13 protein-coding genes are annotated in these 15,865 nt (G+C 57.2%); 2 read left to right on the top strand and 11 right to left on the bottom strand.

Translation table 11 applies throughout. The features are described 5' to 3' along the window. Positions 1 to 82: 82 nt before the first annotated feature. The 5 genes from carB to pyrR form a co-directional block, all read right to left on the bottom strand. Positions 83 to 3,280: a carbamoyl-phosphate synthase large subunit gene (carB, locus tag GXP52_01255; protein NOY85912.1), complete on the bottom strand. Its 3,198-nt coding sequence runs from the start codon at positions 3,278 to 3,280 to the stop codon at positions 83 to 85. A 144-nt stretch (positions 3,281 to 3,424) separates the two neighbouring features. Continuing rightward, complete coding sequence (gene carA, locus GXP52_01250; GenBank protein ID NOY85911.1) at positions 3,425 to 4,579, bottom strand: glutamine-hydrolyzing carbamoyl-phosphate synthase small subunit; 1,155 nt, start codon at positions 4,577 to 4,579, stop codon at positions 3,425 to 3,427. A gap of 23 nt (positions 4,580 to 4,602) precedes the next feature. Then, positions 4,603 to 5,901: a dihydroorotase gene (locus GXP52_01245; GenBank protein NOY85910.1), complete on the bottom strand. Its 1,299-nt coding sequence runs from the start codon at positions 5,899 to 5,901 to the stop codon at positions 4,603 to 4,605. After that, positions 5,885 to 6,820 (bottom strand): aspartate carbamoyltransferase catalytic subunit, encoded by a 936-nt coding sequence (locus GXP52_01240; GenBank protein ID NOY85909.1) that lies wholly within the window; start codon positions 6,818 to 6,820, stop codon positions 5,885 to 5,887. The genes GXP52_01245 and GXP52_01240 overlap by 17 nt, the downstream gene beginning before the upstream one ends. 189 nt (positions 6,821 to 7,009) lie before the next feature. Continuing rightward, positions 7,010 to 7,564 carry a bifunctional pyr operon transcriptional regulator/uracil phosphoribosyltransferase PyrR gene (gene pyrR / locus GXP52_01235; GenBank protein ID NOY85908.1) on the bottom strand — a complete coding sequence of 185 codons (555 nt, stop codon included), beginning with the start codon at positions 7,562 to 7,564 and terminating at the stop codon, positions 7,010 to 7,012. A gap of 308 nt (positions 7,565 to 7,872) precedes the next feature. On the opposite strand from pyrR, the gene GXP52_01230 reads away from it, so the two are divergent. Both GXP52_01230 and GXP52_01225 read left to right on the top strand, forming a co-directional pair. Beyond that, on the top strand, positions 7,873 to 8,223 hold the full coding sequence (locus GXP52_01230; GenBank protein NOY85907.1) for a TIGR02266 family protein: 351 nt from the start codon (positions 7,873 to 7,875) through the stop codon (positions 8,221 to 8,223). An 18-nt stretch (positions 8,224 to 8,241) separates the two neighbouring features. Further along, complete coding sequence (locus GXP52_01225) at positions 8,242 to 9,270, top strand: response regulator (GenBank protein NOY85906.1); 1,029 nt, start codon at positions 8,242 to 8,244, stop codon at positions 9,268 to 9,270. 6 nt (positions 9,271 to 9,276) lie between these two features. Here the strand turns inward: GXP52_01225 and GXP52_01220 are convergent, their stop codons facing one another. The 6 genes from GXP52_01220 to GXP52_01195 all read right to left on the bottom strand — a co-directional run bounded on the left by GXP52_01220 (position 9,277) and on the right by GXP52_01195 (position 15,807). Beyond that, positions 9,277 to 10,038 carry a response regulator gene (locus GXP52_01220; GenBank protein ID NOY85905.1) on the bottom strand — a complete coding sequence of 254 codons (762 nt, stop codon included), beginning with the start codon at positions 10,036 to 10,038 and terminating at the stop codon, positions 9,277 to 9,279. 95 nt (positions 10,039 to 10,133) lie between these two features. Next, on the bottom strand, positions 10,134 to 10,499 hold the full coding sequence (locus GXP52_01215) for a hypothetical protein (GenBank protein NOY85904.1): 366 nt from the start codon (positions 10,497 to 10,499) through the stop codon (positions 10,134 to 10,136). 9 nt (positions 10,500 to 10,508) lie between these two features. Beyond that, positions 10,509 to 12,926 carry a response regulator gene (locus GXP52_01210; GenBank protein NOY85903.1) on the bottom strand — a complete coding sequence of 806 codons (2,418 nt, stop codon included), beginning with the start codon at positions 12,924 to 12,926 and terminating at the stop codon, positions 10,509 to 10,511. Positions 12,927 to 12,966: 40 nt separating this feature from the next. After that, on the bottom strand, positions 12,967 to 13,590 hold the full coding sequence (gene lepB / locus GXP52_01205; GenBank protein ID NOY85902.1) for a signal peptidase I: 624 nt from the start codon (positions 13,588 to 13,590) through the stop codon (positions 12,967 to 12,969). 214 nt (positions 13,591 to 13,804) lie between these two features. Next, entirely contained in the window at positions 13,805 to 15,604 is a 1,800-nt protein-coding gene (gene lepA, locus GXP52_01200) for an elongation factor 4 (GenBank protein ID NOY85901.1), read from the bottom strand. Further along, positions 15,601 to 15,807: a hypothetical protein gene (locus GXP52_01195; protein ID NOY85900.1), complete on the bottom strand. Its 207-nt coding sequence runs from the start codon at positions 15,805 to 15,807 to the stop codon at positions 15,601 to 15,603. The genes lepA and GXP52_01195 overlap by 4 nt, the downstream gene beginning before the upstream one ends. Between the last annotated feature and the right edge of the window lie 58 nt (positions 15,808 to 15,865).

Raw genomic sequence — 15,865 nt, 5'->3', positions numbered from 1 at the left:
GGACAGGGGGTTCCAGATTGAACGTTGAACGTTCTTTACCCCCGGCATTCAGTCAGGACCGCCGGGATGAAAATCGAAAGGATCAGTAAACGTAATCCTGAAGGGCCTTGACGTCCCAATCTTTCTTCCTCAAAGCCTGTATGCCCAGGCCCACCGCTCTGGCACCGGGGATGGTGGTAAAGTACGCCACGTTCCTGTCCACAGCCGATCGCCGGATGGTGTAGGAATCCTGAATGGATTTGGCCCCCTCAACGGTGTTGATGACAAGCTGGACTCCGCCGTTGATGATGGCATCCACAACGTGGGGACGGCCCTCCCGTACCTTTCGTACAAAATCGGCCGGGATGCCCCGCTCGCCAAGGAACTTCTGCGTCCCCCCCGTGGCAAGTATCGTAAATCCCATCTCCACAAGGTGTGCGGCAATGGGCGCAACCGCCGCCTTATCCCTGTCCTTAATGGACAGAAGCGCGGTTCCCCCGAGGGGCATATGCACTCCTGCCGCAAGCTGGGCTTTTGCGTAGGCCAGGGGAAAATCAGCATCGATCCCCATGACCTCGCCGGTGGACCTCATCTCCGGACCCAGCAGGCAGTCCACTCCGGGAAACTTGATAAACGGAAACACCGCCTCCTTGACGGCGACATGCTCAGGCACCACCTGTTCGGTGAACCTCAGATCCTGGAGGGACTTCCCTATCATTATCCTGGCGGCCAGGTTCGCCAGGGGAACTCCTGTAACCTTGCTCACGAAGGGCACCGTCCGTGACGCGCGGGGATTTACCTCCAGGATGAACACCTCTCCGTTACGCACGGCGAACTGGACGTTCATCAGCCCTTTAACATCGAGGGCCTTTCCCAGGAGCCGGGTCTGACGGGCAATTTCCTCGACGGTCACCTCCTCGAGGGTGACGGGGGGAAGGCTGCACGCTGAATCGCCGGAGTGGACCCCCGCCTCCTCGATGTGCTCCATAATCCCACCGATGACCACCATGTTCCCGTCGGCAATGGCGTCAACATCCACCTCGATGGCGTGATCCACGAACTTGTCGATGAGCACTGGGTGCTCCGAGGACGCGGATACCGCCTCCGTCATGTACCTCTCCAGACTCTCATCGTCGTGCACAATTTCCATGGCACGGCCCCCCAGGACGTAGGAAGGCCGGACCACGACAGGATAACCGATTTCGAAGGCGACCTGCCTCGCCTCCTCGAATGATGTGGCCACATCGTTGGCGGGCTGTCTGAGACCAAGTCCGTTGAGAAGATCCTTGAATCTCTCGCGGTCCTCGGCCAGGTCGATCTTCTCGGGACTGGTGCCGAGAATGGGAACACCCGCCGCCTCCAGGTCCAGCGCAAGTTTGAGAGGGGTCTGGCCACCGAACTGAACGATAACCCCATCGGGTTTTTCTACCTCGAATATGTTGAGTACGTGCTCGAGGGTGAGAGGTTCGAAGTACAACCGGTCAGACGTATCGTAGTCGGTGCTCACCGTCTCGGGGTTGCAGTTCACCATTATGGTCTCGTACCCCTCATCGGCAAGGGCAAAGATACCATGGACGCAACAGTAGTCGAACTCAATGCCCTGGCCGATACGGTTCGGCCCTCCCCCCAGTATGACTACCTTTTTCCGGTCCGTTGGAGCAGCCTCATCCTCGGATTCGTATGTCGAGTAAAGGTAGGGGGTGAACGCCTTGAACTCCGCCCCGCATGTGTCCACCGTCTTGAAGGTCGCCCGGATTCCTTCGGCGATGCGCCTTCTTCTGACCTCCTTGCCCTCCGACCCGGTCAACTGCCCGAGCCTCAGATCTGAAAAGCCGGCCTGCTTCGCCACCATGAGGTCCTCGGCGGTCATATCCTCCAGCGATTTTCCGGTGAACCACTCCTCCGCCCGCACGAGTTGCGCCACCTGCTCAAGGAACCACGGGTCTATCCCGGTGAGCTTATGTATCTGCTCCATGGGGATCTCCCTGCGCAAAGCTTCGGCCAGGTACCAGAGCCGCTCCCAGTTGGGAACCCTGAGTTTTTCCATTATGCCGTTCTCATCGACGTCGCGCGGCTCAAAGCCGCAGGAACCGATCTCCAGGGAAGAGATGGCCTTCCCGAGGGCCTCCTTGAAGGTTCGCCCGATTGCCATGACCTCTCCAACCGATTTCATCTGGGTGGTGAGGACCTGATCCGCGTTGGGGAATTTCTCAAATGTGAATCGGGGGACCTTGACGACGACATAATCAATGGTGGGCTCGAAACAGGCAGGGGTTTCCCTGGTAATATCGTTGGTGATCTCATCCAGGGTATAGCCCACGGCAAGTCTGGCAGCGATCTTGGCTATGGGGAAACCGGTCGCCTTGGAGGCCAGGGCGCTGGAACGGGAAACCCGTGGGTTCATCTCGATTATCACCATCCTTCCGGTTTCCGGATGTACCCCGAACTGAATGTTGCACCCGCCCGTGTCCACACCTATCTCCCTGATAATGGCCAGGGAGGCATCCCTCATCTCCTGATATTCCCTGTCGGTCAGGGTCATGGCTGGAGCCACAGTTATGGAATCTCCCGTGTGGATTCCCATAGGATCGAAGTTCTCGATGGGACACACGATCACCACGTTGTCCTTGCGGTCACGCATCACCTCCAGCTCGAACTCCTTCCAGCCGATAATGCTCTCCTCGACAAGGATCTCGTGGGACGGCGACAGGTCCAGCCCCCACTTTATGTACCGTTCGTACTCCTCCATGTTGTAGGCAATGTTTCCACCGGTGCCCCCCAGGGTGAAGGATGGCCTGATTATGGCGGGGAGGCCGACCTCCTCGAGGATGATCATCGCATCCTCAATGGAATGAGCGTAGCCGCTGATGGGCAGATCCAGCCCGATCCTGGACATTGCGGATTTGAACAGGTCCCTGTCCTCAGCCTTCTCGATGGCCTCCCGGTCGGCGCCTATCATCTCCACATCATACTTTTTGAATACACCCCTTTTCTCCAGGGCCACAGCCAGATTCAAAGCCGTCTGGCCGCCGAGTGTGGGGAGAACTGCCTGCGGGCGCTCCTTTTCGATGATCTTCTCCACAAATTCAGGCAGGAGAGGTTCAATATACGTCCTGTCGGAAAGCTCCGGGTCGGTCATGATCGTGGCGGGATTGCTGTTCACGAGGACCACCTCGTAGCCCTCCTCCCGGAGGACCTTGCAGGCCTGGGTGCCGGAGTAATCGAACTCGCACGCCTGGCCGATGATGATCGGACCGGATCCGATAAGGAGAATTTTCTTTATGTCGTCTCGCCTGGGCAAAGTATTATTCTCCTACTCCATCAAGCAGGATGTGCGCGGAGCGTACATCCTTGGGTGGGGGTGGAACCAGGTGGATTCGCTTCGCCTGGCGGGGGAATCACGCCGTTGGCTTGACCGCCCCGTAAAAAGGCTCGAAGAGACTTTTTACGGGATAGTCATAAGTTCAACAAAACGGTGGAAAAGGTAGTGTGAGTCGTGGGGCCCCGGGGATGCCTCGGGATGGTACTGGACGGAAAAAACGGGAATCTCCAGATGCCGTATTCCCTCCACCGTCCCGTCGTTCAGGTTGATATGGCTCACCTCAACCCGCTGGCCGGCCGCGAGGAGGGAGTCGGAATCCACAACGAACCCGTGGTTCTGCGATGTAATCTCCACCTTCCCCGTGGAGAGGTCCTTCACGGGGTGATTTCCCCCGTGGTGCCCGAACACCAGCTTGCGAGTACGACCGCCCAGCGCCAGGCCGAGGATCTGGTGCCCCAGACAGATCCCGAAAATGGGGACTTTGCCCAGAAGGGCCCTCACGGTATCAACGGCATATCTGACCGGCCCCGGGTCGCCCGGACCGTTGGAGAGGAAGATCCCATCCGGCGAAAGTTCCAGGATCCTCTCCGGGGAGGTGAAAGCCGGAACCACCGTCACCTCGCAACCTGAACCCGCTAATTCCCGGAGAATATTACGTTTTATTCCGAAATCCATTGCTACAACGCGCCGCGTTTTTTCAACCTCGGCAAACCCGGCAACAGGATGAAACGGGCCCTCTTCCCACCTGTATTCTTCGGAAGGGGTTACCTCCGTGACAAGGTCCCTGCCCTCCATGCTGCCCCATCCCCTCGCCTTTGCAATGAGTTCATCCGGATCAACATCACCGATGCCGATCACTCCGCCCTGTGCCCCGTGATCACGAAGGTGCTTCGTCAATGCACGGGTGTCTATACCCTCGATCCCGGTGATCCCATTCCTCGCCAGAAAGCTTTCCATCCCTTCATCCGCCCTCCAGCTGCTCGTGAGCAGGGAACTCTCCCGAACGATGAAGCCGGCGACATATGGCCTGGCCGATTCACTATCGTTTGAATTAACCCCTGTATTTCCGATCTGCGTGGGGGTCATCACCACGATCTGACGGTGGTAGGAGGGATCGGTGAGGACTTCCTGGTAACCTGTCATACATGTGTTAAAGACAACCTCGCCCACAGCCGTCCCGGATGTCCCGAAACCCCATCCATGCAGGACGGTGCCGTCCGCAAGGGCGAGGGTCGCCCGCGGTTTGTTATCCTTCAGAATTTGAGCAAGACTTTGCATGGCCGCTCCGAGGATTCCGGGTTTCAGGTTCCAGGGCTAACCCCACTCTTCCTCTCATACACCAGTTTCCCACCAACGAATGTCGCGTCGACCTCTCCTTTCAGAGTCATTCCCGCAAAGGGGGTGTTCATCCCCTTTGAGACGAACCGCTGAGGATCAACGGTCCATTCCTTTTCAAGGTCGACGATGATCAGGTCGGCGGGTTCTCCTTTTTTCAGGGAACCCCCGGGCAACCCGGCGATGGCGGCTGGAGCCGAGGTCCACTTTTTCACCGCCTCCATGAGGCCCAGACGCCCATCTTCCGCAAGTCCGAGGGTAAGGGAAAGCGAGGTCTCCAGGCCGGATATCCCGAAGGCGGCCAGATCAAACTCCACATCCTTGTCATCCCGGTGGTGAGGGGCATGATCGCTGGCGATGACGTCGATGGTCCCGTCGGCCAGCCCCTCTATCACAGCCTCGATATCGTCTCTGGTCCCGAGCGGCGGCTTGACCTTGGCGTTCGTGTTGTAGCCGATTACAGCCTCGTGGGTGAGAGAAAAGTAATGAGGGCACGTCTCGGCGGTCACCGCAAGCCCCTCCTTTTTGGCCTGCCGGACCAGGTCGACGGAGTTCCTGGTGCTGATGTGTGCCAGGTGGACCCTCCCTCCGAGCTCCTTTACGATGGCGATGTCGCGTGCTACCCCGGTGACGGTCGCAGCGGCGGGGATCCCCGCCAGTCCCAGCATGGTGGACACGAATCCCTCATGCATCACCCCGTCTCCGGTGATTGTGAGATCCTCAGCATGGTCAATGACAAAGAGCCCGAAAGCGGACGCGTACTCCATTCCTCTCCTCATTATCTCCCCATCGAGTATGGGACGGCCGTCATCGGACACCGCAACGCATCCTGAACCGGCCAGTTCCCCCATCTCGGAGAGGGTTTCGCCCCTCATCCCATGGGTCACACAGCCCACGGGGTATACCCTTGCAAGATCAGCCTCCCGGGCCTTTTCGAGGATGTACGAGGTCACCGAGGCGTTGTCGTTGACCGGATCGGTATTGGCCATGCACATCAGGGAGGTAATCCCTCCCTTAACGGCCGCCGCACTGCCCGATGCAACGGTCTCCTTGTGTTCGAACCCGGGTTCCCTCAGATGACAGTGCATGTCCATAAACCCCGGCATCACCGCCTTGCCTGAAGCGTCCATCACCTTGAAGCCATCCGGGGCCTCGAGGCCTTTCCCCACACGGAATACCCTGCCGTCCTTAAGGAGAAGGTCTGTCACATCGTCACGGCCTGCGCCGGGATCGACAACCCTTCCGTTCCTAATCAGCCACTTCATCGCTTCCTCCGCCCAGAAGATAGAGGACCGCCATCCTGACAGCCACTCCGTTTTCCACCTGATCGAGGATGACGCTGCGCGCCCCGTCGGCGATGTCGGATGAGATCTCCACACCCCGGTTGATGGGCCCCGGGTGCATGATCGTGACATCGTCCCTGGCCAGCTTGAGCCGTTCAGAGTTAAGCCCAAAAAAACGCGAGTATTCCCGGAGCGTTGGAATGAGAGCCCCGCTCTTCCTCTCGAGCTGAATTCGCAGCATGATGATCACGTCCGCATGATCCACCGCCTCGTCGAAACTCCCCGCCACCTTCGCGCCCATGTGGTCGATCCCCCTTGGTATCATGGTCGGCGGACCGCTCACGAACACCTCTGCCCCCATGGCAGTGAAGCCCCAGATATCCGACCTGGCAACGCGGCTGTGTGTGATATCGCCGACAATGGCGACCTTCAGCCCGTCGATACGCCCCTTCGCCTCCCTGACGGTGAACAGGTCTAAGAGCCCCTGGGTCGGATGTTGATGGGACCCGTCGCCGGCATTGACGACGGAGCAGTCCAGACGGTTCGCAAGCATGTCGGGCGCGCCTGAGAACCTGTGACGGATCACCACGACGTCGGGAGCCATGGACTCAAGATTCTTCGCGGTGTCTATGAGCGTCTCCCCCTTCGAAGTGCTGCTGGAGGACACAGCGAAATTGACCGCATCGGCCGAGAGCCTCTTCGCGGCGATCTCGAAGGACGTCCTTGTACGGGTGCTGGGTTCAAAGAAGAGGTTGATCACCGTTTTTCCCCGAAGCGCGGGGACCTTCTTGATCTTACGGTCCGCGATCTCCTTCATGCCCGCCGCCGTATCCAGTACCCTCGTGATCTCCCCGGCCGTGAGACCGTCAAGACCTATCAGGTGCCTGCTGTTACCGATCATCTTCGCTACCTCTTCACATCAGTTTCAGAGTCCAGAGTCGAAAGGCCAGAGTAGAGGCTCCTCGATACTTCCATGCACATCCCGACCCTCCACACGCCCATGCCCCCATGCGCCCCGTCGCCCAAGCGCCCTTTCTTCGCGTCTCCGCGTCTGCTCTCCCCCTCTGGACTCTGGACCCTGGACCCTGGACTAAGATAAGATCTCCCCTTCCGTGATGTAGACCAGATCCTCTTCGGCCCCCATCTCCTTTAACTGCACAATGATATCCTCATGCTTCCCTGTGGGGATGTTGCGTCCCACGAAATCCGCCCTGATTGGAAGCTCCCGGTGTCCTCTATCCACGAGCACCGCAAGCTGGACCCTGGCCGGCCTCCCGTGGTCAACCAAGGCATCCAGGGCCGCCCTGACGGTCCTCCCGGTGAACAGGACATCATCCACCAGGACAACCGTCTTCCCCCGGACCCTGAAAGGGAGATTCGTGACCTTGGGCAGCGGCCTGGGATTATCGTCAATGTCGTCCCTGTAGAAGGTAATATCCAGGCTCCCGGTAGGAACGTCGGCTCCTTCCACTTCCCGGATCTGCTCACGAATTCGTTCGGCGATAAAAGGTCCAGGCTCAGGTATGCCGATGATCACAAGGTCTCCAGGCCCTTTGTTTTTCTCAAGGATCTCGAAAGCTATCCTGCGAATAGCACGCTCTATTTCCACATGGTCCAGTATTCTACGTTTTCTGCGCCCTTGCATGGCCTTTAAACCTCACACAAAAAAACCCCTCCGCCGTTGGGCGAAGAGGTTGCATCTTTTCTGTCTGTCCAAAAACCCATTGTTCTCCCTTTCTAATCTCACGGAATTAGATTAAAGGGTGATCCACACTTTCTTCCTTATCCCTTCTTCCGCCCCTCTTGTCAAGTAATAAGGATAATCCCAGGTCCTGACCGGAAGAATGTCCCCTGCGGATTTCGGGAAAAAAGAAATATTTGGCAATTTTGGAATATCCATGTAAAATGTTCCCGCTGTTGAAAATTAGGTATCCAGTCCATTTTGGGGGACACATGTCATTTAAAGACCAGAGAAGATACCCCAGGGTTCTCACTGAGGTCAGGGTAACCTGTGAGTACGGCGCCGATTCCTTCTATCACTACACCCTGAATGTCAGCCAGGGGGGCATCTTTATCAGGACCCCGAAACCTCTCGACGCCGATACAACGATCAAGGTAGAGTTCACCCTCCCGTCTCTTGGCCACACCTTCTCCATTGAAGGAAAAGTGGCGTGGCGAAAAGAAAAGGGGGACGAGAGTGGGGATGCAGGCATGGGAATCGAGTTCACCGACATTTCGGACAGGGACAGCGGCCTGCTTCGTCAGTATGTGCTGGAGTCCCAGATTACAAGACAGGGATACTGATTTTTCACGGGGGAGAAGATGACTCATCTTACAGGCCGGACCGATTCGACCCGCATACTGGTCGTTGACGACGAGGATATGGTGCGGGAAGTCCTTGTCGAGTTCCTTATCACCCAGGGCTACCAGGTTGAAACCGCTTCCGGAGGGCTGGAAGCCCTTGATCTTATCGAAGCCAATTCGTACGACCTTGTCCTCACAGACATCAGGATGCCTGATAAAGACGGCATCGCTGTCCTGGAAGGCGTCAGGAAGAAGTTTACCAACACGGCCGTAATCCTCATGACCGGGCACTCCGATCTCGACACCGCCATTGAGGCCCTGCGAATGGGCGCCTACGATTACATCTCCAAGCCGTTCAATTTCGACAGCCTTCAGGTCTCGGTGGACCGAGCGCTGGAGAAGGTAAACCTCATCCGGCTGAACCGCGAGTACCAGAATACCCTTGAGCAGAAAGTTATGGAGCAGTCCGTGTTGATCCGCTCAATGTTCACCGACGTGGTTTCCTCCCTGGCAAACGCCATTGAGGCCAAGGACCAGTATACCAGCGGCCACTCCGCTCGGGTCACACAGCTCTCCGAGTGGCTCTGTAGCCGGTTGGACATGGGCAGGGAGATGACGCAGAATATTGTTACGGCTGCGCAGCTTCACGACATCGGCAAACTGGGGATTGTGGACCGTATCCTCAACAAGCCCGGAAAGCTGACAGACGAGGAGTTCGACCTTGTCAAACAGCATCCATTGACGAGCGTCCGAATCCTGGAACCCATTATTCCCCAGCCCACCATTGGATTCGTAAGACACCATCATGAGCGGTGGGATGGTCGGGGATATCCCGACGGCCTGGCCGGCGACAAGGTTCCTCTCGGGGGGAGGATTATCGCTATTGCCGACACCTTCGACGCCATAACCTCTACCAGGGCCTACAGGCCGGCAAAGGAATGGGACGAGGCTCTTACCGAGATCAAGCGGTGTTCCGGCACCCAGTTCGACCCTGACCTGGCACTCGCCTTCCTTCCCATAACTGAAAAAGACCTCGAGTGGGAATGAGGTCTGTCAGGGGCTGAATATGGTGAAAAGGCGCTCCGTTTTCAGGACGTCCTCGATATAACTTTCCAGAAGCAGCTTGACGGGATGTATCAGCCCGACCCACTGGACCCCCATACCCTGTATTGCCTGTTTTTTCCCCGACCAGCTTTCCTTACCGACCACCCACACCACCTCCCCGGACTGAAGGATAATCCTTTCGGGATCGGACAACGCGATCTTTACTGAGACCACCTCGTTGGCCGGGGCGAGGTCACCGGTCACGAGAAAGCAGCCCCCCAGGCTGATATTGGTGATTACAGCGTCATGGGCGACCCCATCGAGGGTATAGCTGGATGGGATGTGGACGGAGACCCTCTCATACTGCCTCTTCTCCTCCATTTCAGGGAAAAGGATGGAGTTTATTCGGGTCACGATGTGGTGGGGATGGGCGCCCTTGTTGAGCATCCCGTTGACCTTCAGTTCATTGAGCCGGTCCACTATCTCCGACAGCTCATAGGCGCCGCTCATAACCACGACCGGGATGGATTCCCCGTACGGCTGATCCCTCAGCCAACCTATCAGCTCGAACCCGTCCCAGCGGGGCATCTTCAGGTCGGTGATGATCAGGTCCAGGTCCCCGTACCTGCCTTCGATGATATCCCTGGCCTTCCGGCTGTCGGAGCATTCAATAGTCCTGAACGATGCCTCGCCAAGGAGATCTCTCATCTGGGTCAGAAAAAGGAGCGAGTCGTCAACCAGAAGGATCGTTTTTTCAGCGTTGTCCGTCATCGTCCACTCCTCCACCGGCCGCCCTGTTCGCGGCCTTATTCTCGTACATCCTCCGGTCCGCTTCAATGATCAACTCCTCGAAGAAGGTCGGCCGGTCAGAAATTACGCTGAGGCTTCGGTGAAATTTTGTTCCGTACCACGGGGTGAAAATGCCACGTGTAGGAGTACAGTCCGAAGGGGATGGTCGCCGTCATGCTGTACTCAGCCTCCACGGTGACAAGCCCCCTCTCCTCGTCCTTGATCACCACCAGGTTATCCTCGTCCACGGGCACCTTGTACTGCCTGGCCGATTCCAGGAGCCTGTTTCTGGCCCGAATGGCTGTGCCGAACTTCATCAGGTTGGCCTGGCTGTCCATCTCGTGGGAAAACATCATGTTCCGAACGTATGGGGAACCCAGTCGGATACCGGCAATTAATCCGTAGACGAGAACGGCAATGAGAAGATAGTGTTTAAACCGCATGACACCCCCCTACATGAGTTTCCTAATACTCGCGGAAAGATCCTCCAGACTGAAAGGTTTCTGCAGGAATGGCATACCGGACGCCCTGACCTCACCGAGGAGCGTGCAGTCCGCATAGCCCGAAATGAAGAGGACTTTCACGTCGGGCAGCCTCTGCAAAACCCTCCGGAAAAGCTCCACTCCGCTCATTTGCGGCATGACGACATCGGACACAAGGATGTGGACCGGGCCGTCATACCGGCCTAGAAAAGACAGAAGCTCGTCGGGCAAACCGGAGGAAAGAACCTCGCAGCCCAGGGACTGGAGCATGTTTACCGTGATTTCCCGGACCATCTCGTTGTCCTCGGCCACCAGGACTCTGGCCTTGATTTCCGGCCGGGCTCCCTGTCCATCGAACCCCTTTGGGACCTTCGGCTCATCGTCTGCCGGCTCATCACTTCGCGGCAGGTAGATCCTGAACGTAGACCCCTTGCCCGGCTTGCTGTCCACGGTTATTGTTCCGCCATGTTGTCTGATAATCCCGAACACCGTGGCGAGGCCGAGCCCCGTCCCCTTCCCGCGGGCCTTTGTCGTATAGAAAGGCTCGAAAATATGCTCCAGAACTCCGGGCTCCATTCCTGCCCCGGTGTCGGCCATACCCACCGAAACGTACTTCCCCGGCGGGACCTCTGTATGGCCCGGCACCCCATCCCTACCCACGGTCACGTTCCGCGTCTCTATGGTTAGACGACCACCCGCTTCCATGGCTCCCCTGGCATTGACGATCAGGTTCATGAGAACCTGGCTTATCTGGCCCGAATCGGCGTGGATGTCTCCAAGGCCGGGATCCAGATCCTCCACGAGCTCGATGTTCTCCCGGAGTATCCTGTCCAACATTCCCGTCAGCTCGGCTATGACGTCATTGAGGTTTATCATCTCGAAGGACAGGGGCTGCCGGGAACTGAAGGCCAGCAGCTGTCTGGTCAACTCGCCAGCTCTCCTGGCGGCGGTCTGAACGTTCTGCAGCTTACCGTAGACGGGGCTTGAAGCGCCAAGCTCGGTCATGGCCATCTCCACGTACCCCTGGATGGGCATAAGGATGTTGTTGAAATCGTGGGCGACGCCTCCGGCCATCACTCCGATGGATTCCATCTTTCGGACGTGCAAAAGTTCCTCTTCGGCCTTTTTTCGCTGGGTTATGGCATAATACTGCTCGATGCGCCCACCGGTGTAGACCCCTGTATTGACAGGCCTGCTCCTGTGCTCAAGCCACCGCTCCTTACGCTCCCCATCAGGAAGGACGTGGCACTCAAAAGCCTCCTCGTAGGTGTTGTCCTCGTAGGTGGCCAGGACTTTTTTTGAAAAATGTTCGGGGTCTTCGAAAAGGTATTTTATCTTCTCCCGGATGAGCCGGCGGTTATCCTGCCCTACCATCTCCTCCCGGCTCATGCCGAAATACTTGGCGACGGCCCTGTTGGCCCAGACCACCCGGCACCCGGCGTCGAGGATGATAATGCCCACCAGGGTATAATCGAGCACGTCTTCGGTAATGGAGTGGAAGCGCTCCTCGCTTTGCAAAAGTTCCCTCTGCCGGGTCTTGAGAACACGGGTCATCAGAGCCATAAGGCTCGCCAGGATGATCCCGAACGGAACCAGGGCGCTGCTGGTCTGGGATGAGAGTCGGGCAAGATAGGTGGGGGACGGGGCGAAGGTGAGAATCCAGGGCCGGTTTACGATCTGCAAGGAAAGCAGGGTCTGGAAGGGCCAGGGAGGAGGATCTCCTCCGGATTGATGCGAGTAGACGGGACGTCCGTCCACTTCACTCAGGGTGAACCTGAAGCGGCGGCGGAGCTCCTTATCCCGGATACAGCGGTCAATCATGGGCCTGACACGGAAGACCCCGTCGACGATCCCCACAAGGCCGCCCCTCCGGTCAAACGAGGGCATGAAGACGGCGAATCCTTTTTCCCCCTGGAGGAGACCGAGGACATCGGTTCGCGCCAGTGAGCGGTTTTTCAGGGCACTGCTGATCGCGGGGACTACACTGGGGTCAGGATGGTTATGCAGATCCTTATCCAAGGCCGGCTCATTGCCTTTGTTGGGAACTGTGACGCGGATCACCCAGTCAGGGTCCACCAGGTTGATGGCCTGAAAACCCTTATAGACCTGAAGAAAACCGGAGACCATGCGCCGAAACTCATCCTGGGGCCTTCCCATCCAGACCTGCATGTCACGCGCAATGTGCGTAACCAGGGCCGTCCGGATGTTTATCCAGTCCGCGAGACGCACCCCCACCTGTCCTGCCGTTATCTCCGTTTCATTCAGGATCCGCTCGTTCCGATACCGGTCGATATTCCGCTTCAGGAGCAGTGTCCCTGCTACGATAATGCAGAATACCAGAGCCGGCATCCAGATCCCCGAAGCGAAGACCTTCAACCTGGCTTTCATTGATGAACTTGCCGTCATACCCCTCCACCAAAAGGTTTTTTCACTTTAACAGATCGCCGATTCGACCGATTCTCGGTAGATTCCTTGACTTGTCCCATGACCAGTAGATCATGAAGGCCTTACCCCTGACATTTTTCATGGGAACGAAGCCCCAGAACCGGCTGTCGTTGCTGTTGTCCCTGTTGTCCCCCATCATGAAGAGCTTCCCCTCGGGCACCGTGACAGGCCCGAAATTGTCCCTCCCCTCCATGAACCCCGAAAGGGAGCCCTCGAAGTACCTGGCATGCTCATCCGGGACTTTTTTGCCGTTAATGAAAAGTTTCTTGTTTCGTACCTCTACCGTGTCCCCTCCCACAGCCACGCAGCGTTTGATGAAATCCAGCTTGGGGTTTTTCGGGTACTTGAAAACGATGACATCTCCCCTGTGCGGTTTTTCAAAAACCAGAACCCTGTGGTCCAGGAAAGGGAAAGCATAACCATAGATAAACTTGTTGACCAGAATATGATCACCTACAAGCAGGGTCGGTACCATGGAGGGAGAGGGGATCTTGAAGGCCTGGACAACGAAGGTCCTGATGAAGAGGGCGAGGACCAGAGCCAGAAGGATGGCCTCGACATATTCGCCGACCTTGCTGCGTCTCTTCGTTTTCCACCAGGTGAGCAGCCCCGCTTTCCCATGGACGGTTTCGGTTTGATCGCTATCCTTTGACACGTGTTTCTCCTCTATTTAAAGTAAGAGTCCAGAGTCCAGGGTCCAGAGGGCAAGGTTTGGACGTTGAACGTTGAACGTTGAACATTGAATATTGAACGTTGAACATTGAACATTGAACATTGGACGTTGGACATTGAACGTTCCTTATCCCGGTGAACGAACGCCCTCAATCCTCCACCCTGAGAATGGCCATAAAGGCGTCCTGGGGTATCTGTACCTTGCCCACGTTCTTCATCCTCTTCTTCCCTTCCTTCTGCTTCTCCAGCAGTTTTCTTTTACGTGTTACGTCACCGCCATAGCATTTGGCAAGGACATTTTTCCTCAGAGCCTTTACGACCTCCCGGGCGATTACCCTGTTGCCTATGGCAGCCTGGATGACCACCTCGAACATCTGGCGCGGGATCAGGCCCTTCATCTTTCTGGCCAGGTCGCGCCCCCTGTAATAGGCTTTCTCCCTGGGAACAATGGTAGACAGAGCGTCAACCGACTCGCCGTTAACCCTGAGGTCCAGTTTGACCAGATCCCCCGGGCGGTATCCTTCAGGATCGTAATCGAAGGACGCGTACCCTCTGCTGATGGACTTGAGCCTGTCGTAGAAATCGAAGATAACCTCCGATAGGGGAAGATCGTACTCCAGAATGACCCTTCGCCCTTCCAGGTAGCTCATGGCCCGCTGCTCGCCTCTCCTCTCCGTGAGGAGGGCCAGTACCCCTCCGAGGTAGTCGTCGGGAACCATGATGGTGGCACGGACATAGGGCTCATGGATCTCCTCAACATCGCCGGCCACCGGCAGCCGGGCCGGGTTGTCCACCTCAGACCATCCACCCTCCGTTCTTTTAACCCGGTAGACTACGGTGGGCGCGGTGGTCACAAGATCCAATTCGAAGTGACGTTCGAGGCGTTCCTGGACCACCTCCATGTGCAGCATCCCCAAAAAACCGCACCTGAATCCGAAACCAAGGGCTTCGGAGGTCTCCGGTCCGTAGACAAGGGAGGAATCGTTGAGCTGAAGCCTCTCCAGAGCTTCCCGAAGGGCGGAAAAATCCTCGCTTACAGCAGGGTAAAGTCCTGCGAATACCATGGGACGTACGGCACGAAATCCCGGCAGGGGTGTAGAAGCGGGCCTGGCCCGCTCCGTTACCGTGTCCCCAACCTGCATCACCCTGATGTCTTTGATCCCGGTCACCAGGTATCCGACCTCGCCCGCGGAGAGGCTTGAAACGCCCACAGCTGCCGGGGTAAAAACACCCAGTTCCCCCACGCTGTGGAGCCCCCCCTGGGCCATCAGACGGATCTCGTCCTTCGGCCTCAGAATCCCATCGAAGACCCTGAGCAGGGACACGACTCCCACATAGTTGTCGTACCAGGAATCCATGATAAGGGCCCTGGTCAGGCCGGAAGGATCACCCTTTGGAGGCGGCACCCCCTTGACGATGGCCTCCAGCAGGGATGAAACGCCGGTGCCATCCTTGGCGCTGACCTCCAGAACATCCTCAGCGTCAATTCCAAGGACGGATTTCAGCTCTTCCTTGACGCGGCCGGGGTCCGCGCTGGGAAGGTCAATCTTGTTTATGACCGGGATTATCACCAGATCCTGCTCCACAGCAAGGTAGGCGTTGGCAATTGTCTGGGCCTCCACACCCTGAGACGCGTCCACCACCAGGACCGCGCCTTCACAGGCGGCGAGGGAACGGGAGACCTCGTATGTAAAATCCACGTGTCCCGGTGTGTCAATGAGATTTAACTGATAGGTCTGTCCGTCATGTGCCCGGTAGGACAGGCGGGCCGTCTGGGCCTTGATGGTGATGCCCCTCTCCCGCTCGATATCCATGGAGTCGAGGATCTGCTCAGTCATGTCCCTTTTGGCTACCGCCCCGGTAATCTCAAGAATCCTGTCAGCCAGGGTGGACTTGCCGTGATCTATATGAGCTATTATGGAAAAATTTCTGATCTGATCCTGTTTCAAGGGTCTTTTCCGCCTTTGGGGGCCCCGTTGTTTCCATCTCCCCCTGGAAGGGCATCCTCTTCCTCTTCTTCCGTGGACCCGGGAATGGGCCTGGAGGCGAACATCCGGAAGGGTCTGACAGGATCACCGATCAGGATGCCGACAATGAGAAAAACCACGAAAAGGCCGAAAGCCAAGGCGAAGGGCGCTAGAATATAGAACATGGGGTCCCTCATGTCAATTTTGATAGGGTCGTAAAAAGTCCATCCTTGCCTTTTTACT

Source organism: Deltaproteobacteria bacterium, assembly GCA_013151915.1.
Classification (GTDB): Bacteria; BMS3Abin14; BMS3Abin14; order BMS3Abin14; family BMS3Abin14; genus BMS3ABIN14.
This window is presented reverse-complemented; position numbering and strand designations above follow the sequence as displayed.